At 68.6% G+C, this 19,452-nt stretch carries 18 protein-coding genes; 11 read left to right on the top strand and 7 right to left on the bottom strand.

The window, feature by feature from the left end; all coding sequences use genetic code 11:
• Window positions 1-119: 119 nt before the first annotated feature.
• A complete protein-coding gene (cobF, locus tag AVL48_RS19570; RefSeq protein ID WP_061987758.1) occupies window positions 120-881 on the bottom strand; it encodes a precorrin-6A synthase (deacetylating) in 762 nt (253 codons plus the stop codon).
• A 97-nt stretch (window positions 882-978) separates the two neighbouring features.
• Between cobF and AVL48_RS19565 the strand changes: the two genes are divergently transcribed.
• The 3 genes from AVL48_RS19565 to AVL48_RS19560 are packed head-to-tail and all read left to right on the top strand — an operon-like array spanning window position 979 to window position 3,544.
• Window positions 979-1,185 (top strand): heavy-metal-associated domain-containing protein, encoded by a 207-nt coding sequence (locus AVL48_RS19565; protein WP_061987760.1) that lies wholly within the window; start codon window positions 979-981, stop codon window positions 1,183-1,185.
• Window positions 1,182-1,343, top strand: a complete 162-nt coding sequence (locus AVL48_RS39590; protein ID WP_167386346.1) for a hypothetical protein — start codon at window positions 1,182-1,184, stop codon at window positions 1,341-1,343. The genes AVL48_RS19565 and AVL48_RS39590 overlap by 4 nt, the downstream gene beginning before the upstream one ends.
• Window positions 1,344-1,384: 41 nt before the next feature.
• A complete protein-coding gene (locus tag AVL48_RS19560; protein WP_061987952.1) occupies window positions 1,385-3,544 on the top strand; it encodes a heavy metal translocating P-type ATPase in 2,160 nt (719 codons plus the stop codon).
• On the opposite strand, the gene AVL48_RS19555 is transcribed toward AVL48_RS19560, so the two are convergent.
• The gene (locus AVL48_RS19555; protein WP_009081418.1) at window positions 3,545-3,826 is read right to left on the bottom strand and encodes a metal-sensitive transcriptional regulator; all 282 of its coding nucleotides are present in this window, start codon (window positions 3,824-3,826) and stop codon (window positions 3,545-3,547) included. It abuts the gene before it with no gap.
• A gap of 168 nt (window positions 3,827-3,994) precedes the next feature.
• Here AVL48_RS19555 and AVL48_RS19550 point away from each other — a divergent pair, with 168 nt between their 5' ends.
• On the top strand, window positions 3,995-4,357 hold the full coding sequence (locus AVL48_RS19550) for a YciI family protein (RefSeq protein ID WP_061987762.1): 363 nt from the start codon (window positions 3,995-3,997) through the stop codon (window positions 4,355-4,357).
• On the opposite strand, the gene AVL48_RS19545 is transcribed toward AVL48_RS19550, so the two are convergent.
• From AVL48_RS19545 to AVL48_RS19525, 5 genes are all read right to left on the bottom strand, one after another.
• Window positions 4,354-5,025 (bottom strand): M protein, encoded by a 672-nt coding sequence (locus AVL48_RS19545; RefSeq protein ID WP_061987764.1) that lies wholly within the window; start codon window positions 5,023-5,025, stop codon window positions 4,354-4,356. The two genes, AVL48_RS19550 and AVL48_RS19545, sit on opposite strands and share 4 nt — an antisense overlap.
• 261 nt (window positions 5,026-5,286) lie before the next feature.
• Window positions 5,287-6,621, bottom strand: coding sequence for a copper resistance CopC/CopD family protein (locus AVL48_RS19540; RefSeq protein WP_061987766.1), 1,335 nt, complete (start codon window positions 6,619-6,621; stop codon window positions 5,287-5,289).
• Entirely contained in the window at window positions 6,618-7,196 is a 579-nt protein-coding gene (locus AVL48_RS19535; RefSeq protein WP_061987768.1) for a hypothetical protein, read from the bottom strand. Before AVL48_RS19535 ends, AVL48_RS19540 begins: the two co-directional genes overlap by 4 nt.
• A 108-nt stretch (window positions 7,197-7,304) precedes the next feature.
• Window positions 7,305-7,991, bottom strand: coding sequence for a winged helix-turn-helix transcriptional regulator (locus AVL48_RS19530; RefSeq protein WP_061987770.1), 687 nt, complete (start codon window positions 7,989-7,991; stop codon window positions 7,305-7,307).
• Window positions 7,992-8,034: 43 nt separating this feature from the next.
• The gene (locus AVL48_RS19525) at window positions 8,035-8,874 is read right to left on the bottom strand and encodes an AfsR/SARP family transcriptional regulator (RefSeq protein WP_177242389.1); all 840 of its coding nucleotides are present in this window, start codon (window positions 8,872-8,874) and stop codon (window positions 8,035-8,037) included.
• A gap of 223 nt (window positions 8,875-9,097) precedes the next feature.
• Between AVL48_RS19525 and AVL48_RS19520 the strand changes: the two genes are divergently transcribed.
• The 7 genes from AVL48_RS19520 (at window position 9,098) to AVL48_RS19490 (ending at window position 19,447) form a co-directional block, all read left to right on the top strand.
• Window positions 9,098-11,371 (top strand): TOMM precursor leader peptide-binding protein, encoded by a 2,274-nt coding sequence (locus AVL48_RS19520; protein ID WP_061987772.1) that lies wholly within the window; start codon window positions 9,098-9,100, stop codon window positions 11,369-11,371.
• Between the two features lie 18 nt (window positions 11,372-11,389).
• Window positions 11,390-12,874 carry a SagB/ThcOx family dehydrogenase gene (locus AVL48_RS19515; RefSeq protein WP_061987774.1) on the top strand — a complete coding sequence of 495 codons (1,485 nt, stop codon included), beginning with the start codon at window positions 11,390-11,392 and terminating at the stop codon, window positions 12,872-12,874.
• 91 nt (window positions 12,875-12,965) lie between these two features.
• Window positions 12,966-13,868, top strand: coding sequence for a helix-turn-helix domain-containing protein (locus AVL48_RS19510; RefSeq protein WP_061987776.1), 903 nt, complete (start codon window positions 12,966-12,968; stop codon window positions 13,866-13,868).
• A 171-nt stretch (window positions 13,869-14,039) separates the two neighbouring features.
• A complete protein-coding gene (locus AVL48_RS19505) occupies window positions 14,040-14,984 on the top strand; it encodes a DUF1702 family protein (protein WP_061987778.1) in 945 nt (314 codons plus the stop codon).
• 163 nt (window positions 14,985-15,147) lie between these two features.
• Entirely contained in the window at window positions 15,148-17,115 is a 1,968-nt protein-coding gene (locus AVL48_RS19500; protein WP_061987780.1) for a CRTAC1 family protein, read from the top strand.
• 5 nt (window positions 17,116-17,120) lie between these two features.
• Entirely contained in the window at window positions 17,121-18,107 is a 987-nt protein-coding gene (locus AVL48_RS19495; protein WP_061987782.1) for a hypothetical protein, read from the top strand.
• Complete coding sequence (locus AVL48_RS19490) at window positions 18,104-19,447, top strand: cytochrome P450 (RefSeq protein ID WP_061987784.1); 1,344 nt, start codon at window positions 18,104-18,106, stop codon at window positions 19,445-19,447. The genes AVL48_RS19495 and AVL48_RS19490 overlap by 4 nt, the downstream gene beginning before the upstream one ends.
• Window positions 19,448-19,452: the final 5 nt, after the last annotated feature.

Below are 19,452 nucleotides of genomic sequence, written 5' to 3'. Positions count from 1 at the left end.
CGAGAACCCCACCGGGTTCTCCCGACCTGGGCCTTTTCTCATACCCACCCCCACGCATCCAGCCCTCTAAATGCAGGGGGCCGGGACGCGCGCGTTTAGTCCTCTAAATGCGTGAGGGGTCAGGTGGTGGGGCGGCGTAGGTGGTAGATGTCCATGATCCAGCCCTTTCGTTCCCGGGCCGCGGAGCGCGTCGAGCGGATCTGGGCGGCCAGCTCGGTCGTCAAGGGGCCGGACAGCAGGAGTTCGTCGGGCGTGCCGAGGTAGGCGCCCCAGTAGATCTCCAGTCCCTCGTCGACGAGCCGCGAGAACGTGCACTGGGCGTCCAGCATCACGAAGACGTCGTCCACGTGCGCGGGCCAGCCGGCTTCGAGACGACGGCCGGTCGTGATCAGCACCGGCCGTCCGATCTGGTTCATCGTGGTCCGGTGCCGCGCCGTCAGCGCGGCCACGCTGCTCACGCCCGGGACGACTTCGTACTCGAACTCGACGTTCCCCCGCGCGAGCACGGCGTCCAGCAGCGTCAGGGTCGAGTCGTAGAGCGCCGGGTCGCCCCAGACGAGGAACGCGCCCCGCTCGTCGGGGCCCAGCTCGCGGATCATGTCCTCGTAGACGTCGGTGCGCAGCCGGTGCCAGTCCGCGACGGCCTTCCGATAGTCGGCGGGAGTACGGTCGCGTTCGGGGTCCTGCGCCCGCACCACGCGGTAGCCGGGCCGCTCGACGAACCGGTCGAGGATCTCCTGGCGAAGGCCCACCAGGTCCTGCTTCTCCGATCCCTTGTCGAGGACGAAGAAGACGTCGGTGTCGTTCAGTCGCTCGATGGCCTGGACGGTCAGGTGTGCCGGGTCGCCGGCGCCGATGCCGATCGCGGAGATCTTCCTCATCGCCGCAGTGTGCCCGCCCCCGTTCGGCACACCCCTACCCCCATGGGGTATAAATGATGGTGATCGCTTCGTTTGTCCTGTAGAGGAGTTCGTACCGATGGCCGAAACCACCTACATCGTCAAGGGCATGTCCTGCGGGCACTGCGCCGCCTCGGTCACCGAGGAGGTCAGCGGGATCGACGGCGTCAGCGCCGTGAACGTGGACGTGGCCGGCGGAAAGGTCACCGTCACCAGCGAGGCCCCGCTCGACGTCCAGGCCGTCGACGCGGCCGTGACCGAGGCCGGTTACCAGCTCGTCTCGTGAGCACCCCCGTCAAGGTGTCGGCGTTCGCCGCGGCTCTGGTCGCGGTGTTCGTCGTCGCCTGGGCGATCGGCGACGCGGTCGGGCCGCTGAACGAGGCGCCGAGCCCGCCCGCCCCGACCAGCGAGCACGCAGGGCACCACCCGGGAGGCACACGGTGAACGCCGGCACATCCCAGCGCGTCGAGCTGGCCATCGGCGGGATGACCTGCGCCTCCTGCGCCGCCAGGGTCGAACGCAAGCTGAACAAGGTCGACGGCGTCTCCGCGACGGTCAATTACGCCACCGAGAAGGCGCAGGTCGATTTCCCGGCCGCGGTCTCGGTGGACGACCTCGTCGGTGTCGTCGAGTCCGCGGGTTACACGGCCGAGCCACCCCAACCGGACGAGGACGCGGAGCAGGCCGACGGGCTTCGAATCCGGCTCGTCGTCTCCGCCGCGCTCGCCGTCCCGGTGATCGTGCTGGCGATGGTCCCGGCCTGGCAGTTCACCTACTGGCAGTGGGTTTCGCTGGCCTTGGCGGCACCGGTCGTCACCTGGGGCGCGTGGCCGTTCCATCGGCCGGCCTGGACGAATTTCCGCCACGGCGCCGCCACCATGGACACCCTGATCTCCCTCGGCGTCGCGGCCGCCACGCTCTGGTCGCTGTACGCGCTGCTGTTCGGCACCGCCGGGACACCCGGTATGCGGCACGGCTTCGAACTGACCATGGAACGCGGGTCCGGCGCGGGCAACCTCTACCTCGAGGTCGCCGCCGGGGTGACCACGTTCCTCCTGGCCGGACGTTACTTCGAAGCCCGGTCCAAACGCCGCTCCGGCGCCGCTCTGCGGGCACTGCTCGAACTCGGCGCGAAGGACGTCGCCGTGCTCGAAGGCGGCGTCGAGAGCCGGGTCCCGATCGGTGACCTGAAAGTCGGGGACGAGTTCGTCGTGCGGCCGGGGGAGAAGATCGCCACCGACGGTGTCGTGATCGACGGCGGGTCGGCGGTCGACCTGAGCATGCTGACGGGGGAGGCACTCCCGGTCGAGGTGACCGCCGGCGACGTCGTCGTGGGCGGGACGGTCGACGTGGGCGGAAGGCTCGTCGTCCGCGCCACCCGGATCGGCGCGGACACCCGGCTCGCGCAGATGGCGCGGCTGGTCGAGGACGCGCAGAACGGCAAAGCGCGGGTTCAGCGGCTCGCGGATCGCGTGTCGGCCGTATTCGTCCCGGTGGTGATCGCGCTCGCGGTCGGCACGCTCGGCTTCTGGCTCGGGGCGGGCAGCGGGGCGGACGCCGCCTTCACCGCCGCCGTCGCGGTCCTGATCATCGCCTGCCCGTGCGCGCTGGGCCTGGCCACGCCGACGGCGTTGCTGGTCGGCACCGGCCGTGGCGCGCAACTGGGCATCCTCATCAAGGGCCCGGAGGTGCTCGAATCCACCCGGGAGGTCGACACCGTCGTCCTGGACAAAACCGGCACCGTGACCGCCGGGAAGATGAGCCTCACCGATCTGTACGGCGCGGACGAGACCGACGTCCTCCGGCTCGCCGCGGCGGTCGAGCACGCTTCCGAGCATCCGATCGCCCGCGCGATCGTCGAAGCCGCCCAAGAGCGGCTCGGTGACCTGCCGCCGGTCGAGAGGTTCCGCAACGTCGAGGGCCTGGGTGTCCTCGGCGAGGTGGAGGGCAAGACCGTCCTGGCCGGCCGCACGAGCCTCCTCGAACAGCACGGCATCACCCTCGGCGAGGAGTTTTCCCAGGCCAAGACGGCCGCCGAGGAACGTGGCGCGACCGCTGTCGTCGTCGCGTGGGACGGTGAGGCGCGCGGTGTGGTCGTCGTCGCGGACACGGTCAAGCCGACCTCCAAGCAGGCGGTGAAGGAGCTGCGGGCGCTCGGGCTCCGGCCGGTCCTGCTGACCGGCGACAACACCGGTTCCGCGAAAGCGGTCGCGGCCGAGGTGGGAATCGACGAGGTCGTCGCCGAGGTGCTGCCCGCGGACAAGGTCGAGGTCGTCAAGCGTCTGCAGGCCGAAGGCCGGGTGGTCGCCATGGTCGGCGACGGCGTCAACGACGCGGCCGCGCTCGCGCAGGCCGACCTCGGCCTGTCCATGGGGACCGGGACGGACGCCGCCATCGAGGCGGGTGACCTGACGCTCGTGCGCGGTGACCTGCGTGCCGCCGTGGACGCCATCCGGCTCTCGCGCCGCACGCTCGCCACGATCAAAGGCAACCTGTTCTGGGCGTTCGCCTACAACGTCGCCGCGCTGCCACTGGCCGCGCTCGGCCTGCTCAACCCCATGATCGCCGGGGCCGCGATGGCGTTCTCCTCGGTCTTCGTGGTCACCAACAGCTTGCGGCTACGACGGTTCGCCCGCGCCGCGTGATCAGGAACGGACGAGCCGGGCAATGGCGTCGGAGGCTTCCCGGACCTTGAGGTCGGCCTCTTCGCCGCCCGCCGCCGCGGCCTGGACCACGCAGGTGGCGAGGTGCTCGTCCAGCAGCTCGAGGGAGAACGACTGCAGTGCCTTGGTGGCCGCGGACACCTGCGTCAGGATGTCGATGCAGTACTTGTCCTCTTCGACCATCCGCTGCAAGCCGCGGATCTGCCCCTCGATCCGGCGCAGGCGCTTGAGATAGGCCTCTCGCTCGCTGCCGTAGCCCGTCATCTCGCACCCGTTCTCTCGTGGTTCCCCGGCCATCGCCCAGTATACCCTCCCCATGTATCCACCCCGGGACGGCGAAATTCGTCGATGCCAGGATGTCGAGGACGATCCGGCGGCTCCGACTCCTGCGTGAGTGGCCGGGCACCGGCCGGATGACCAGGAGGAACAGCGATGAAGTACATGATCATGATCACGATGAACCCCACCGCGTGGGACGCCCTTCCCGAGGAGGAGCGCAACGAGGTGGTCGCCCGGATCGACCCTTTCATGAAGAAGTTGTCCGAGAGCGGCGAACTGCTCGGGACCCAGGCGCTGGCGGAGCCGAAGGAGAGCACGGTGGTCCGGGTGCGTGACGGCGTCCCGGTGGTCACCGACGGCCCGTACGCGGAGTCGAAGGAGTATCTCGCGGGCTTCTACCTGGTCGAATGCGAAAGCAAGGAGCGCGCGATCGAGATCGCCGGCCAGATTCCGGACGCGCACGTCAACGCGATGGAGATCCGGCCGGTGGTCTTTTCTTCTGGTGACAACGCCTAGGTGGTCGCCGCCGCTTCGGCGCCGGCGCGGGCCGCTGACCTGCTCCGGCGCTGAACGGGCACTTCCGGTTTCGGTTCGTCGGTGATCGTCAGCGCCGTGCCGGCCTCCGCGAGCAGTTCACGGCAGCCGACCAGCTGTTTCAGCACGTCGTCGCGCAGGCGGAGGGCCACGTCGGCCTTCTGCCGCGCTTCGGCGACGAGACGCTCGCCTTCTTCGGCGGCGTCGTCGAGGAGTTTTCTTGCCCGCGCTTGGGCCGCTTCGTCCTGTGCGGCGAGCGCGCGCATGGCTTCGGCCCGGCGCAGGGTCATGGCGCGCTCGAAGTCTTCGGTGATCCGCTTCCGCTCCGCCTCGGCCTTGGCGGCCTCCTCGGTGGCGCGCGCGGTGATCTCTTCGGCCTCTTCGCGGGTGAGTTCGAGCATGCGGCGCGAACGCTCCTGCAGCGCGTCCGGCGCGATCGGTACCCGGCTGATCCGGTCGACGGTCGCTTTCAGTTCACGGTTTTCCTCTTGCGCGGCGGTGAGCTTCGCGGCGAGAGCCTCTCCGCGACGGATCGCTTCGTCGCGTTCGGCGGCCACACGTCGTAGTTCCGTTTCCACCTCACGAACGAATTCCCGGACCTGAGCGCGATTGAAACCACGCCAAGCCAGATCGAAGCCGGGCAGCTCCATTAGTCACCTCCACAGTGGGCGATCCGTCACCGGTGGGCGCTTTTCTTTGCCACACGGGGCTTTCTCTCCTCCAGTGTGCCTGATGCGATCGCGACTTGTGTCGCGGGTGGGTGATCTCTGCGCCGAACGGTCCGCACAAGCGGCGAGAAGGGTGATCCTCGAAGCGGTGGCGGTCATCGTTTTCCCCACGGGAGGTGGCCCGCCCCGACCTGTCCACAGTGGACGGCAAGTGGCCTGAATCGCCGGAACCGAACCGGCCGATCAGCCGGTCGGTGACATCGACGACAGCGCCGCGGCCAGTGCGAGCACCACGGCCACGATCAGCACCTCGACCCCGACGCTGACCCGCAGTCGTCTCAGGTCGGCGGTCACGACGCCGGAGTCGCCGCGGCCGGCGATCCCGCGCCGCACCGCGGTCCGGCTCACGTTCGCCACCAGCAGCAACGCGGCGAACCCGGTGAGCTTGAGCAGGAAGACGATGCCGTAGGACGACGTCCAGAGCGCCTCCACCGACGGGACGAGCCGGAAGCCCAGGTAGGCGCCGCTGACCACCATGATCACGATCGAGACGGTCGCGATCGAGTGGAACCGTGCCAGCGACGGCTCGGCCTCCTCCGCCGGATACCGGCCGCGCAGGAGCACGGCCAGCTGGATCAGCCCGCCGACCCAGACGGCCATCGCGCCGAAATGCGCGAGGTCGGCGCTGACCGAGAGGAACATGATCTTGTCGGCCACCGCGTGCCCGGTCGCGGAGAAACTGAGCAGCACGAGGAACCCGGCCGCGATGCCGAGGTTCTCGTAGCGCGAGCGGGATCGTTCCGGCAGGTCGACCGTCAGCAGCCGGCGCGCGATCACGGCGAGGGCGACGATCGCGGCCAGGCGCAGGAGCAGCAGTTTCCCGTATGCCACCCGTAAGGTGGCTTCGATCAGGGCCGGGTCGAAGACGGCGTCCACCCCGCGCCCCGCGACGTACGGGCCTTGCAGCAGGAAGCCGGCGACGGCCGTGACGGCCGAGAGCCCGACGCCGACGGTGATCAGCTTCCGCGCCGCCGGGTCGGTCCGGCCGGCCGGGCGGCAGACCAGCACGAACACGAGCCCGCCGAGCAGTGCGACGCCGCCGAACGAGCCCCAGCGGAACGTGGTGAACAGCGCGTCGGTCACCGGGTCCGTGCCGGTCGAGGCGGACACCGCGCCGGCCGAGGTGATCAGGGGACCGGTGCCGACGACGAACGCGATCGTGCCGCGTACCGGATGCGAGTCGGTGGAGACGAAGGCGTACTCGACGAGGTAGCTGCCTTCGGGGAGGTCGGGTTCCAGCTTGACGGCTACCTGTTCGGCGATGTCGCCCGGCTGGAACACCGGTCCGGTGACGACGTTCGTGCCGTTGGTGTCGACGACCTTGATCGAGTTCGGCTGGATGCCGATGTTCTCCGACAGCGTGAGGGAGACCTGTGCGGGCGCCGAGGTGAGCCGGGCGCCGTCGGCGGGATTCGAGGAGAGGAGTTCGACGTGGGCCGAGGCCGGGGCCGCGGCGAGCACCGCGACCCCGAACCACGCCGCCACGAGGGCGAGGAGCGCGAAGAGTCTCCTGGTCACGACGCCGCGGTCGCCAGCTCACGCCGGCTTTCGGGCGAGCACGTGCAGCCGGTCAGCTCCCGTTCGACGGCGGACGCCTTCCGGTGCACGATCATCGCGATGATCATCGGGATGGTGACGATCGTGTTGTAGAACAGGTGCAGTTCCACCCGCGGGATGAACAGCTGGATAATGCTGCTCGGCGCGGTGCCGCCGCCGAGCCGCCAGCCGGTCTGCGCCTGGACCAGCAGGAGCAGGTGTTCGATGTGGTGCCAGAACTGCAGGCCGAGGGCCAGGTTCCACCACTGCCGCGAACGGCCGGCGAAGCCCTTCCGCAGCGCGAACAGCGCGATCAGCATGACGATGGCGTAGCCGTAGTGCAGCCACTCGGAACTGATCAGTTTCGGGAACGGGATACCGAGCACGCCACGGGCGTCCGGTGTCTTCCAGCCCAGGACGTAGATCTGGAACGCCTGCACGAGATGTTCCGCCCAGTGGGCCACGACGACCACCGCGAAGACGGCGAGCGCCGCGCGGTGGTACTTCCCGTTGAGCGACGCGAGCAGGCCTGGACGTGCGGAATCGAGTGCGGCCATGAAGGGGCTCCTTGGGGAAAGACCGACCGGTGACGGATACCGACGATATCCGCCGTATCGGCGGTTTCCGTTACTCTGAATTGCGGAACTACCTGCGGATTGGGCCGTTCAGCGCACGACGATCCCGGACGGCACCTTCGGCGCGGCCGGGATGTGGAACAGCTCGGTGAACAGCTGCAGGTACTCCGGGGCGCCTTCGATCCGGACCTTGCCGGTCCGGAGCGCTTCGGCCGGAGACAGCTCGCCGCTCAGCAGATCCTTGATGAACGGGCCCAGTGGCTCGATCATCGCGTCGGCGCCCGGATGCGCGCCGTCGGCGACCTTGAGCGCGCCGTCCTCGATGATCGCGTGCAGGACCATCCCGCCCGGGTAGTGCAGTTCGTAGGTGGCGTGGGTGCCCTTGGCCTTCTCGCTCTGGAAGGTCGTGTACAGCGAGAGGATCGCCGCGTCCAGGGTGAAGACGTCCTCGGGGGTGGGCTGCCCGAGCGAACGCGCGCCCCACAGGCCGAGGTCCAGCACGATCTGGTCGAGTTCGCCGCCGTACTCGGTGAGTTCGTAGACCACCGCGGCGTCGAGCTGGGGGAGCAGGCGGCGACGGAGCACACCGGACTGTTCGAGTTCGTTGAGCCGCGCGGACAGGGTGCTCGCCGGGATCTTGGGCAGACCGGCCTGCAACTCGGTGAACCGCTTCGGGCCGAGGACGAGGTCACGGACGATCAGCAGCGACCAGCGTTCGCCGATGATCTCCAGCGCGCGGGCCAGACCGCAGAACTGTCCATAGGTACGACTGCTCATCCGCCGATCCTCACTTTCGTTCCGTGCCGGGAGTGCTGCGCGTTCACGCCGGTTCACCCTCGGAAAGCAGGCCGTGATGCAGGACCTGCAGTTCGTCGCAGGGTTCCACGCCGAGTTCATTGTTGAGCCTCGCGCGTACCTGGCGATAGGTCGCGAGGGCGTCGGATCGCCGTCCGCTGCGGCCGAGTACGCGGATCAGCTGGCCGTGCAGGGCCTCGTCGAGCGGGTTCACGCTGACCAGTGAGCGCAGCTCGCCGATCAGCTCGTGCCGCATCCCGGCCGCGATGTCCGCCTCGATGCGCAGGTGCAGGGTGCTGCGCCGCTGTTCGACCAGGTCGACCGCGTACGCCGACAGCACCTGTCCACAGTGGACGTTCGCCAGTGGCGGGCCGGACCACAGGTCGAGCGCCGACCGGAAGGCTTTCGCCGCTTCGACGTGCTCGTCCCGCAGCTGGAGTTCCCGGCCTCTCTTCTGCAGCGCCTGGAACTCGAAGACGTCCACCTGCTCCGGGGCGATCCTGAACACGTACCCCGGCGGTTTCGTCGCCAGCATGGCTTCGCCGTACGGGGCGAGGTCGTTCTCGTCGATGCACCGGCGCAGCTGGTAGATGTAGGTGTGCATGGTGGTGCGGACGCTGCGTGGCGGGTCGTTGGCCCACAGTTCCTGCACGATCGTGTCGATGTGCACGATCTTCCCCGGGCTCATCACCAGCATGGCGAGCACCTGCAGCAGCTTCGGCGTCGTCGGCGCGTAATCGATCTCGTCCCGCACCAATTCGAGCGGACCGAGCAGGGTGAAGTGGACGGGGCTTGCGGACAGGCCCGGATTCGGGTTGGGTGCCGAGCCGTGGGGCGTGTCCGATACTTCTGATCCGGCGTACATCGCAAGCGCCCTCCGGCTCGATACGCGTCGTGTCCCGTTTTCCAGTACGTCGACAGTGACAGAGCGGCGGGGCACCGGGCCAGTGAGCCGTCCACCAGGTCCCGCGTGCGTGCGTCCCGGAAAAACATGGGTTTTTCACATCCGACCCGTGAAAAGCGCACTGGCCGGTGCCCGTCCCCGCCCAGCAGGATTCGGGGGACCGAACCGACCATGGGGGTTCTTCATGCGCGAGGCATCGTCGACGTCCGGCTCGATCAACGGTGGCCTGGGGTTCAAGCGTCACCTGCGTGCGGAGATCAGCGAAGGGAACGGCGCCTACCTGTTCTCGGAACAGGGGGTCATCGCGATGCGCGGCGCGCAGGTCGCCTCGGTGGCGGCCCTGCTCGACGGCACCCGTGACCTCGACGGGCTCCTGTCCGCCTGCCCGGAGGGGATGAGCGCCGAACAGGTCACCGGCGTGCTGGCCAGGCTGGTCGAGGCGGGCCTGGTCACCGTCCATGTCCCGGAGGAGGTCAGCGGCGACGAGCGCGCGCTCGCGTACTGGGACGCGTGCGGTCTCGACGCGTCCGCGGTGGCCTCCCGCCAGAAGCCCGCGACCGCGAGCCTGACCGCGATCGGCCGCGGTGTGGACACCTCGCAGGTGGAGAACGCGCTCGGCGCGAGCGGTATCGAGGTGGTCGCGACGGCGTCGGAACTGGCGATCGTGCTGTGCGACGACTACCTCGATCCGAGGCTGGCCGAAATCGACGCGGAGCACCGGCGCACCGGGAAGCCGTGGCTGCTGGCCCGGCCCTCGGGTTCGCAGGTATGGATCGGCCCGATCCTGCAGCCCGGCCGGTCCGGCTGCTGGCACTGCCTGACCAACCGGCTGTGGGGGCACCGGCACGCGGAGGCCTGCGTACAGGAGGTGCTGGGGCACGACGGCCCGGCGTCGTTCCCGATGCCCGCCGTGCCGGCGCTGACCGCGGCCGCGTCGCATCTGATTTCCCTTGAAGCGTCCAAATGGCTGGCGGGACACCGGTATCCGGGTCAGCAGGCGGTCTGGATCCTGGACAGTCTCGACCTGCAGGGACGGCTGCACGAACTGCGCCGCCGCCCGCAGTGCCCGGAATGCGGCGACGAGGCGATCATCGCGACACGGACAGCCGAGCCGGTCGTGTTGCGGGAAGCCAAGAAGGCGACGTCGGGCGGCGGCGGGCACCGCACGCTCACCCCGGTCGAGGTGCTCGACCGCTACGGCCACCTGGTCAGCCCGGTCACCGGCATCATCAAGGAGATCGCCCGTGACCCGAGGGCGCCGGCGTTCGTGAACGCCTACCGGTCCGGGCTCAACGTCGCCCGCCGGGTACGCGGTGAGGCGGGGCTGCAGGCCGGGCTGCGCGGGGACAACGGCGGCAAGGGCGCGAGCCCGCTCGACGCGGAGGTCGGCGCGCTGTGTGAAGCGCTCGAACGGTTCTCGGCGAACTACCAGGGCGACGAACTGCGCATCCACGACACCTTCCGCGCGCTCGGCGACGACGCCGTCCATCCGAACTCGTGCATGCTCTTCGACGAGCGCCAGTACGCGGGCCGTGACGAATGGAACGCCAAGCACGCGATCTTCCAGCATGTCCCCGAACGGTTCGACGACAAGGCCGCCGTCGACTGGACGCCGTTGTGGTCGCTGTCGCGGCAGCGACGGAAGCTGATGCCGACGGCGTACCTCTACTACGGCGTGCCGCCGGAGTGCGGGATCCGCGGGATGCGCGCCGACTCCAACGGATGCGCGGCGGGCAGCAGCCTCGAGGACGCGATCCTGCAGGGACTGCTCGAACTCGTCGAACGCGACGCCGTCGCGATGTGGTGGTACAACCGGCTTCCCGTGCCCGGCGTCGACATCGCCTCGTTCGACGACCCGTGGGCCGTGGAGATGGCAGGCCAGTACGCGCGGGCAGGCCGGGAACTGTGGGTCCTCGACCTGACCGCGGATCTCGGTGTCCCGGTGATGGTCGCGCTGTCCAGGAGTATCGCCGGGCCGCGAGAGAACGTCATGATGGGCTTCGGCGCCCACCTGGATCCCAGGACGGCGCTGCGGAGGGCGGTCAGCGAGCTCAACCAGATGATCCCGGCGGTGCTCGAGAACGACGTCGAGCTCGACGATCCCGACGCGGCGCGGTGGCTCCGGCACGCTACGGTCGCGAACCAGCCGTATCTGCTGCCGGCGCCTGGACGGTCGGCGAAACGGGCCGCGGACTTCAAGTTCGTCCGGCGGTCCGACGTGCGGGACGACGTGGAATCGTTGGTGCGCAAGCTTTCCGCGCTCGGAATGGAGACGCTGGTGCTCGATCAGACCAGGCCCGACATCGACCTCCCGGTGGTCCGGGTCGTCGTTCCGGGATTGCGGCCCTTCTGGAGCCGCTTCGCCCCGGGACGGCTGTTCGACGTCCCGGTGCGGCTGGGCAGGCTCGCCGAGGCGACCCCGTACGACAGATTGAATCCCTTCCCCATGTTCTTATAGACCCGGCTGGAGCGACAGTTGAGGACAGATTCCCCCGGCGGTGCGGCCGAGACGATTCCCCTGTGGTCGCTCACCGACGACAGCCTTGTCGAAATCGGTGAGGACGGCTCGCTGGTGGTCGTCACACGGTGGGGGGAGTTCGACTTCGACCACGCCGGACCGCTGGTCCGGGAATCGTTGCGGCGGATGGCCTTGGGGCCGATCTCACTGGCGAACGTGACGTCCTCTTGGGAGCCGGTCGAGCGGGAACCCGACCTCGAAGGCGAACTGAGCTGGACGGCCGAGGGCGCCGACGCGCTGCGACAGGTGCTCAAGGAACTCGGGGGTTCCGTGGTGCACTCGCTCGGGCTCGCCGACGGGCGGGGACCGCTGCTGTCGGTGATCCCGGTGGCGCTGGCGCCGGTGTTCGACACGGAGCAGGTCCCTGCCTCCCGGCCGATCCGGTTGTCCCGCTTCTGTTCTCTGCGCTCCGACGCCTACGGGATGGGGCTGGAGTCGCCGTCGGCGCGGTACCGCGTCGTGCTGTACCAGCCGTGGGCGGTGCACGTCGCGGCGACGCTGGCGACGGCGAAATCGGTGGGGGAGATCGTGACCACCACGGGGATCGAGGCCGGGGTGGTCGGCGCGATCGTGTCGTATCTGGTCGCCGCGGGTGTCGTCCAGCTCGCCGGGGAGCACGGCCGGTTCGCCGAAGACGAAGACCCCGAACTGGGGCTGTGGTCGCCGGACGAGCTGCTGTTCCACACCACGAGCCGGACCTGGAGACCCGGCGGGCCCGCCGATCTGCCCGGGCTCGGGAAGCCGCCGGTGGTCAAGGCCGCCATCGGCGATGGGCTGATCTACGCGCTCTATCGGCCGGATCTGACCGCCAGGGCGGAGACCGATCCGACGCTGACGGCGTTGCTGGAGCACGATCACACCTGCCCCGAGTTCACCGAGAGCGTGTTGTCCGCCGAGCAGATCGGCGAATTCCTGTTCCGTGGCGCGCGGATCCGGTCGATCGGGCCCGCGCATTTCCCCAGCGGTCACAGTTCCGACGGGCCGGTCCACAGTGCCTCGCAGCGGCCTTACTTCAGTGTCGCCTGCCTGTACGAACTCGAGCTGTACGTGTCGGTGAACCGCTGCGCGGGGCTGGATCGCGGGATCTATCACTACGACCCCCTCGACCATCGGCTCGGCCTGGTCAATGACGACGAGGCCGATCTCGACGCGATGCTCGACATGGCGATGATCGGCGGCGGCAACCATCGGTGGCCCTCGGCGCTGATCTCGGTGACCGCGCGGATGCCGCGGATGGCGTCGGTGCTCGGCGGTGGCGCCTACGCCACGACACTGGCGCATGTCGGGGCGCTGCAGCAGACGCTCTACCTCGTCGCCCGCGCCATGGGGCTGGCCGCGCACGCCGTCCCGGTCGACGCCGGCGACCGCGTCGACCGCGCCCTCAAACTCGACTGGCCCGCCGAGGTGGGCGTCGGGGAATGCGTACTCGACTTCCCTGCCTGAGCATCCTCGATCGCGTGTCGAGTGCTTCGAAACAGCCGACGCGTTTGCTGACAGCAGAGGAAAAGCGACAGCGAATCCGAGGTTGGTCTTGATGCAGCTACGAACAGTCGCCACGGCGGCGAACGAGAAAGGCGCCATCGAACCCGGTCGGCTCCCCGAGCCGGCGTCCCCCCTGCAACCCGCGGTGCTGCAGGCCATCTCGTCGATGCACGCGAGGTACTTCGACCCGATCACCCTGGGCGACCTGGCATCGGAAGTCTTCGTCAGCCCGTTCCATTTCTCCCGGATCTTCACCAAGGCGACCGGCGTGACGCCGGGCCGGTATCTCACCGCGATCCGGCTCTTCGAAGCGAAACGACTGCTGCTCACGACATCGCTGACGGTGTCGGACATCGTGTGCAGTGTCGGCTACAGCAGCGTCGGCACGTTCACCAGCCGCTTCACCCGTGCGGTCGGGATGACCCCGACCCAGTACCGCGATCCCGAGGTCGGCGAGCTGCTGGTGGCGCTCGCGCCGCATTTCCAGCGGCTGCCGTCGCTGGAAGCGCTGCACAGCGCCGGAATGGGCTTTGCCTCGATGCGCGCCGGCACCGGCACGATCAGCGTGCGGGTCGAGACCCCGCGCGGGGCGGGCCCGGCCTGTGTCCTGATCGGACTGTTCGCCGAATCGATCCCGCAGTGCGGGCCGGTCGCGTTCGGCGGCCGGGCGAACGTCCTTTCGGCCGACATCGAGATCCAGAACGTTCCCGAGGGCCGGTGGACCGTCATCGCGGTCGCCGAGCACGCGGCGGGCACCGCGGCGTCGTCGTTCTCGATGGGCACACTGCCCGGCCGCGTCGACATCACCCGCTACGGCCGGGTCCACCTGCGGATGCCGATGCGCACCCCGCAGCCGACCGACGCGCCGATGGCGATCACCCTCGCCGGTGGCCCGACCTCGACCGGTAATCGCATGACCATGCCTGCCACGGAGTACCTCCGCGCGGTGGCCTGAGGCCTATTCCCCGGTTCTCCCGGTCACGCAAACCGGGAGAACCGCGGGCGCAACCGTGGAGTAGCTGGGGCATCGCCGCGCATGTGAGCCTTTAACCAGTCCGCAGAATTCGAATCCACCCGATAGGGGGAGAGTGCGTTGGGCAATGGTTGGCGCACGTTAAGACGTCGCATGATCACACCGGACGTCTCCGAGACGTCGCTGGAAAAGCGGGGTTTCCACAAGAAGAGCCCAGCCGCTCAAGAACTGCTGGAGACCGTGGGGGAGAAATTCCTGCTCGGTTACGCGCACGCGGTCGAAGCGCGTGACACCGGGCAGGCAGAAGAATGGCTGGAACGCATTCCGGTCAAATTCCGTGGCTTCGCCTACGAAGGCGCCGGAATGGGTTACGGAATGCTGGACGGTCTGCCGGGCGGAGGCCGCGGGCATATCGCGGACTTCCTCGACGGCCCGGCCGAGAAGCACGACTACATCATCTACGTCGGCGTCGGCTGGGCGATGGCGCGGTTGCCGCGGTTCCGCTGGCCGTCGGCCGAGGACTTCGATCCGTTGCTGCGCTGGCTGGTGCTCGACGGGTACGGCTTCCACCAGGCTTACTTCAAGACCGCGAAATACATCGACGGTCAGTTCCAGGACCCGAACTTCACCTGGCCCGCCGGCAACGACGGTTACGCGTTGCGGGCGATCGACCAGGGCATCGGCCGGGCGCTGTGGTTCATCTGCGGCACCGACGTCGATCTGGTCGCCGACACGATCGCGCGATTCCCCAAGCGGCGGCACGGAGATCTTTACGCCGGAGTCGGGCTCGCCTCGACCTACGCGTGCGGCGTCACCGGCGATGAACTGCTGAAGCTGGCGGAATTCGCCGGTGAGTATCGCGGGAACCTCGCACAGGGCAGCGCGTTCGCCGCCGAGGCCCGCATCCGCGCCGGGCTGCTGATCCCCGAGACCGAGGTCGCCACGCAGGCGATCTGCGGGCTGCCTGCCGAGCGCGCCGCGGCCATCACCCAGGAGGTCCGCCCGGCCGTGGTGGTCGACGGCGAACTCCCGGCTTTCGAAACCTGGCGACAGCGCATCGCCACCGAGGTACTCACTTCGGCTGAGAAGCGGAGCTGAAGATGCAGAGATCATCCGACCGTATCGGCGCGCTCTTGGCCGGAGGCCCCGCGATCACGGCGGCAGGGCGCCCGGCAACACAACCGCAGGTTCATCGAGAAGTGGCGCCCTGGCGACGTGATCGCGGTAGCGCGCTGACCGGACAACACGGAGGTGCAGGCAAATGACCGCGACCTTGGGCTGGCTCCGCAAGCAGCTTGCGGGCATCGTGGCGCTGTTGCTGATGGCGGGACTGTTCGTGGTGGCACAGCTGCCCACGGTCTCGACCGCCGAGGCGGACACCATGGCCTCGAAGTACGCGTTCGAACCCCTGACGATCGCCTTGCCGGAGGCGGCGAAGAGCCAGTCGATCCGGACGGTGAACAAGGAATACGAGCACATCCGCGCCTGGATCTCCTCGGTCGGTGCCGCGGTGGCGGTCAACGACCTCGACGGCGACCAGCTCGCCAACGACCTGTGCTTCGTGGACCCGCGCAGCGACCAGGTGGTCGTCACCCCGACGCCGGGCAAGGGCGGCGACCGGTACGCGCCGTTCGCCCTCGACGCCGCGCCGCTGCCGATGGGCAAGTACATCGCGCCCATGGGCTGTGTGCCCGGCGACTTCAACGAGGACGGCCGGGTCGACCTGCTGGCCTACTACTGGGGCCGCACACCGATCGTGTTCCTCGCCAACCCTTCCGCGACGACGCTCGCCACGAAGTCCTACGTGCCGGTGGAATTGCTCCCCGGCAACAACGTCAAGAACGGCGAGTACGCCGGTCCACTGTGGAACACCAACGCCGCGACCGTCGGTGACTTCGACGGCGACGGCCACCAGGACATCTTCATCGGCAACTACTTCCCCGACAGCGCGGTGCTGGACGACCGGGTCGACGGCGGGGTCGAGATGAACAAGTCGATGTCGCACGCCGACAACGCCGGAGGCAAGTACATCTTCCGGTTCACCGGTGCCACCACCCAGGGCGACCGGCCCTCGGTCACCTTCCAATGCGACGACCAGGCCATCCCGGCCGACGCCCGCGGCGGCTGGTCGCTGGCGGCCAGCGCCACCGACGTCGACGGCGACAACCTGCCGGAGCTCTACATCGGCAACGACTTCGGTCACGACCGCCTGCTGTACAACAAGTCCACGGCGGGAAAGACCTCCTTCGCCGAGGTGAAGGGCGTCCGCGGCGCCAACGAGCCGAAGTCCAAAGTGGTCGGTAACGACTCCTTCAAGGGCATGGGCGTCGACTTCGCCGACCTCGACCACGACGGCCTCTACGACATGTACGTCAGCAACATCACGACGTCATGGGGCATCGAGGAAAGCCACTTCCAGTTCATGAACACCGCCAAGGACACCGCGGATCTGCGCGGCCGTCTGCAGGGCGGCGAGGCACCGTGGGTGGACCGCAGCGCGCAGGCGGGCACCGCGTGGTCCGGCTGGGGCTGGGACGTCAAGATCGCCGACTACAACAACAGCGGCGAATCGGTGATCACCCAGGCGACCGGTTTCGTCAAGGGTGACGTCAACCGCTGGCCGCAGCTGCAGGAACTGGCGACCTCCAACGACGAACTGCTGAAGCACCCGTACTTCTGGCCGAACATGGTCGCCGGTGACGACGTCGGTGGCGACCACACCCTGCACTTCTGGGCCAAGAGCGCCGACGGCCGCTACACCGACCTGGCCCCGCGCCTCGGTCTCGCGGTCCCGGTGCCCACCCGCGGTATCGCCACCGGTGACGCCGACGGTGACGGCAAGCTCGACTTCGCCGTGGCCCGCCAGTGGGAGCAGCCGATCTTCTACCGCAATGTCAGCCCCGACGCGGGTTCGTACCTGAACCTGAAGCTGGTCCACGACAAGCAGTCCCCGGACGGCGCGCTGAAGGCGGCAGGCACCGCGGCGATCGGCGCGCAGGTCACCGTCATCACCCCCGACGGCAAGAAGTACATGGACCGCGTCGACGGTGGCAGCGGCCACTCCGGCAAGCGCAGTCACGAGATCCAGATCGGACTCGGCAAGGTCACCGGGCCGGTGAAGGCGCGTCTGCAGTGGCGCGACCTGACCGGGCAGATCCGTACGCAGGAGATCCAGCTGACCCCGGGCAGCCACACGCTCCAGCTCGGCACCCAGGCGAAGGAGAAGTAACCGTCATGGCAGAGCAGACACTCGCCGCACCGAAGAGCAACAAGACGATCACGGCCCTTCGCCGGTTCGCGATCTCGATCACGGTCTTCAACATCATCGGCTACACCGTGCTCGGCTTCGAGCAGCCGTGGACCTACCCGTTCATCGCACTGGCGACCGCGTACACCACGGAAATCCTGCTGGAGATCATCGGCGCCCGGGCACAGGGCCGTCCGGTCCGCTTCCGGGGCAACGGGTTCAAGGGCCTGGTCGAGTTCCTCTTCCCGGCCCACATCACCGGTCTCGCGCTCAACATGCTGACCTACGTCAACGACCAGGTACTGGTGATGATGTTCGGCGTGGTGGTCGCCGTCGGCGCCAAGTGGGTGCTGCAGGCACCGGTGCGCGGCAGGCTCCGGCACTACATGAACCCGTCGAACTTCGGCATCACCATCATCCTGCTGGTGTTCCCCTGGGCGAGCATCGCGCCGCCGTACCACTTCACCGAGCAGGTCGACTCGTGGGTCGGCTGGCTGATCGTCGGCATCATCCTCGTGTCGGGCACCGTGCTCAACGCGATGCTGACCCAGCGGATGTGGCTGATCGGCGCGTGGCTCATCACCTTCGCGCTCCAGGCGATCATCCGGGGGCTGGTGTTCGACACCGCGATCCCCGGCGCGCTCGGGATGATGACCGGCGTGGCGTTCGTGCTCTACACGAACTACATGGTCACCGACCCGGGGACGACGCCGTCGAAGCCCGCGTCGCAGATCCTGTTCGGTTCGGGGGTGGCGCTGGCCTACGGGTTCTTCATGGTGGTCCACGTGGCCTACGGCCTGTTCCTCGCCACCGCACTGGTCTGCCTGATCCGCGGCATGTTCCTGTGGGGCCTGCACTTCTCCAAGAAGGCGACCGAGAAGTGGGAAGCCGAGCAGGCGAAGTCGGCCGAAATCACGACCCTGCCCAAGCCGGCCGAGAAGCCGGAAACGGAAACCGGGGCCGTGGCGGCATGACCCGGCAGGTGAGTACGCCAAGGGCGGTGCCGCCGGGGCCGCCGCGCCGAGCGACCTTCGGGCTGCTGAAGAAGCTGTTCACCGACCGGCTGGCGCTCATGTCGGAGTCGGCCCAGGTGCACGGGGACGTCGTCCGGATCGCGATCGGTCCCAAGACGATGTACCTGGTGAACCACCCCGAGCTGGCGAAACACGTGCTCGCCGACAACGCGGCCAACTACCACAAGGGCATCGGCCTCCAGGAGGCGAGGCGGGCGCTCGGCGACGGGCTGCTCACCAGCGACGGCGAGATCTGGAAGAAGCAGCGTCGCACGATCCAGCCGGTGTTCCAGCCGAAACGGATCGCGCGGCAGGCCTCCGTCGTCGCGAACGAGGTCGAAGTCCTGGTGAAACGCCTCCGGGACACGACCGGGCCGGTGGAGATCCTGCACGAGATGACCGGGCTGACCCTCGGTGTGCTCGGCAAGACACTGCTCGACGCGGATCTCGGCGGGTTCGCCTCATTGGGGCACTCCTTCGAGGCCGTGCAGGACCAGGCGATGTTCGAAGCGGTGACGCTGAGCATGGTCCCGCAGTGGGCGCCGCTGAAGAAACAGCTGCGGTTCCGGGAGTCGCGGGACGACCTGCGCCGGATCGCCGAAGAACTCGTCGAGCAGCGGTTCGCGAACCCCGTCGAGAACGGTGAGGACGTCTTGTCCCGCCTCATCGACTCGGCGGGGACGCGCGAGCAGATGCGGGACGAGCTGATCACCCTGCTGCTGGCCGGGCACGAGACGACGGCGAGCACGCTCGGCTGGGCGTTCCACCTGCTCGACGAACATCCCGACGTCGCGGCGAAACTTCGTGCCGAGGCGGATTCGGTACTGGGCGACCAGCTGCCGACCCACGAGGATCTGCACCGCCTGCCCTACACGGCGCGCGTCGTCGAAGAGGTCATGCGGCTGTACCCGCCGGTGTGGCTGCTGCCGAGGGTGGCCCAGGCCGACGACGAGATCGGCGGCTACCACATTCCGGCCGGTTCCGACGTCGTCGTCGTGCCGTACACGCTGCACCGGCATCCGGCCTTCTGGCCGGAGCCGGAGAAGTTCGACCCGGACCGGTTCGACCCGGACCGGCCGAGCGGGCGGCCCCGGTACGCCTACATCCCGTTCGGCGCCGGGCCGCGGTTCTGCATCGGCAACAGCCTCGGCGTGATGGAGGCCGTTTTCGTGCTGACGATGGTCCTGCGCGACCTCGAGCTCAGGAAACTCCCGGGCTACGACGTGGTTCCCGAGGCGATGCTGTCGCTGCGGGTGCGCGGTGGGCTGCCGATGACCGTGCACACCAGGAACAGGAGGTAGGTTCC

Source organism: Amycolatopsis regifaucium, assembly GCF_001613935.1.
GTDB lineage: Bacteria > Actinomycetota > Actinomycetes > Mycobacteriales > Pseudonocardiaceae > Amycolatopsis > Amycolatopsis regifaucium.
This window is presented reverse-complemented; position numbering and strand designations above follow the sequence as displayed.

Coding starts and splice junctions, on each gene's coding strand:
- AVL48_RS19565 (WP_061987760.1), top strand. CDS start 979: ATGGCCGAAACCACCTACATCGTCAAGGGCATGTCCTGCGGGCACTGC.
- AVL48_RS19510 (WP_061987776.1), top strand. CDS start 12,966: ATGCAGCTACGAACAGTCGCCACGGCGGCGAACGAGAAAGGCGCCATC.
- cobF (WP_061987758.1), bottom strand. CDS start 881: ATGAGGAAGATCTCCGCGATCGGCATCGGCGCCGGCGACCCGGCACAC.
- AVL48_RS19505 (WP_061987778.1), top strand. CDS start 14,040: ATGATCACACCGGACGTCTCCGAGACGTCGCTGGAAAAGCGGGGTTTC.
- AVL48_RS19500 (WP_061987780.1), top strand. CDS start 15,148: ATGACCGCGACCTTGGGCTGGCTCCGCAAGCAGCTTGCGGGCATCGTG.
- AVL48_RS19495 (WP_061987782.1), top strand. CDS start 17,121: ATGGCAGAGCAGACACTCGCCGCACCGAAGAGCAACAAGACGATCACG.
- AVL48_RS19525 (WP_177242389.1), bottom strand. CDS start 8,874: ATGTACGCCGGATCAGAAGTATCGGACACGCCCCACGGCTCGGCACCC.
- AVL48_RS19555 (WP_009081418.1), bottom strand. CDS start 3,826: ATGACGGGCTACGGCAGCGAGCGAGAGGCCTATCTCAAGCGCCTGCGC.
- AVL48_RS19520 (WP_061987772.1), top strand. CDS start 9,098: ATGCGCGAGGCATCGTCGACGTCCGGCTCGATCAACGGTGGCCTGGGG.
- AVL48_RS19490 (WP_061987784.1), top strand. CDS start 18,104: ATGACCCGGCAGGTGAGTACGCCAAGGGCGGTGCCGCCGGGGCCGCCG.
- AVL48_RS19550 (WP_061987762.1), top strand. CDS start 3,995: ATGAAGTACATGATCATGATCACGATGAACCCCACCGCGTGGGACGCC.
- AVL48_RS19560 (WP_061987952.1), top strand. CDS start 1,385: ATGACCTGCGCCTCCTGCGCCGCCAGGGTCGAACGCAAGCTGAACAAG.
- AVL48_RS19545 (WP_061987764.1), bottom strand. CDS start 5,025: ATGGAGCTGCCCGGCTTCGATCTGGCTTGGCGTGGTTTCAATCGCGCT.
- AVL48_RS19530 (WP_061987770.1), bottom strand. CDS start 7,991: ATGAGCAGTCGTACCTATGGACAGTTCTGCGGTCTGGCCCGCGCGCTG.
- AVL48_RS19535 (WP_061987768.1), bottom strand. CDS start 7,196: ATGGCCGCACTCGATTCCGCACGTCCAGGCCTGCTCGCGTCGCTCAAC.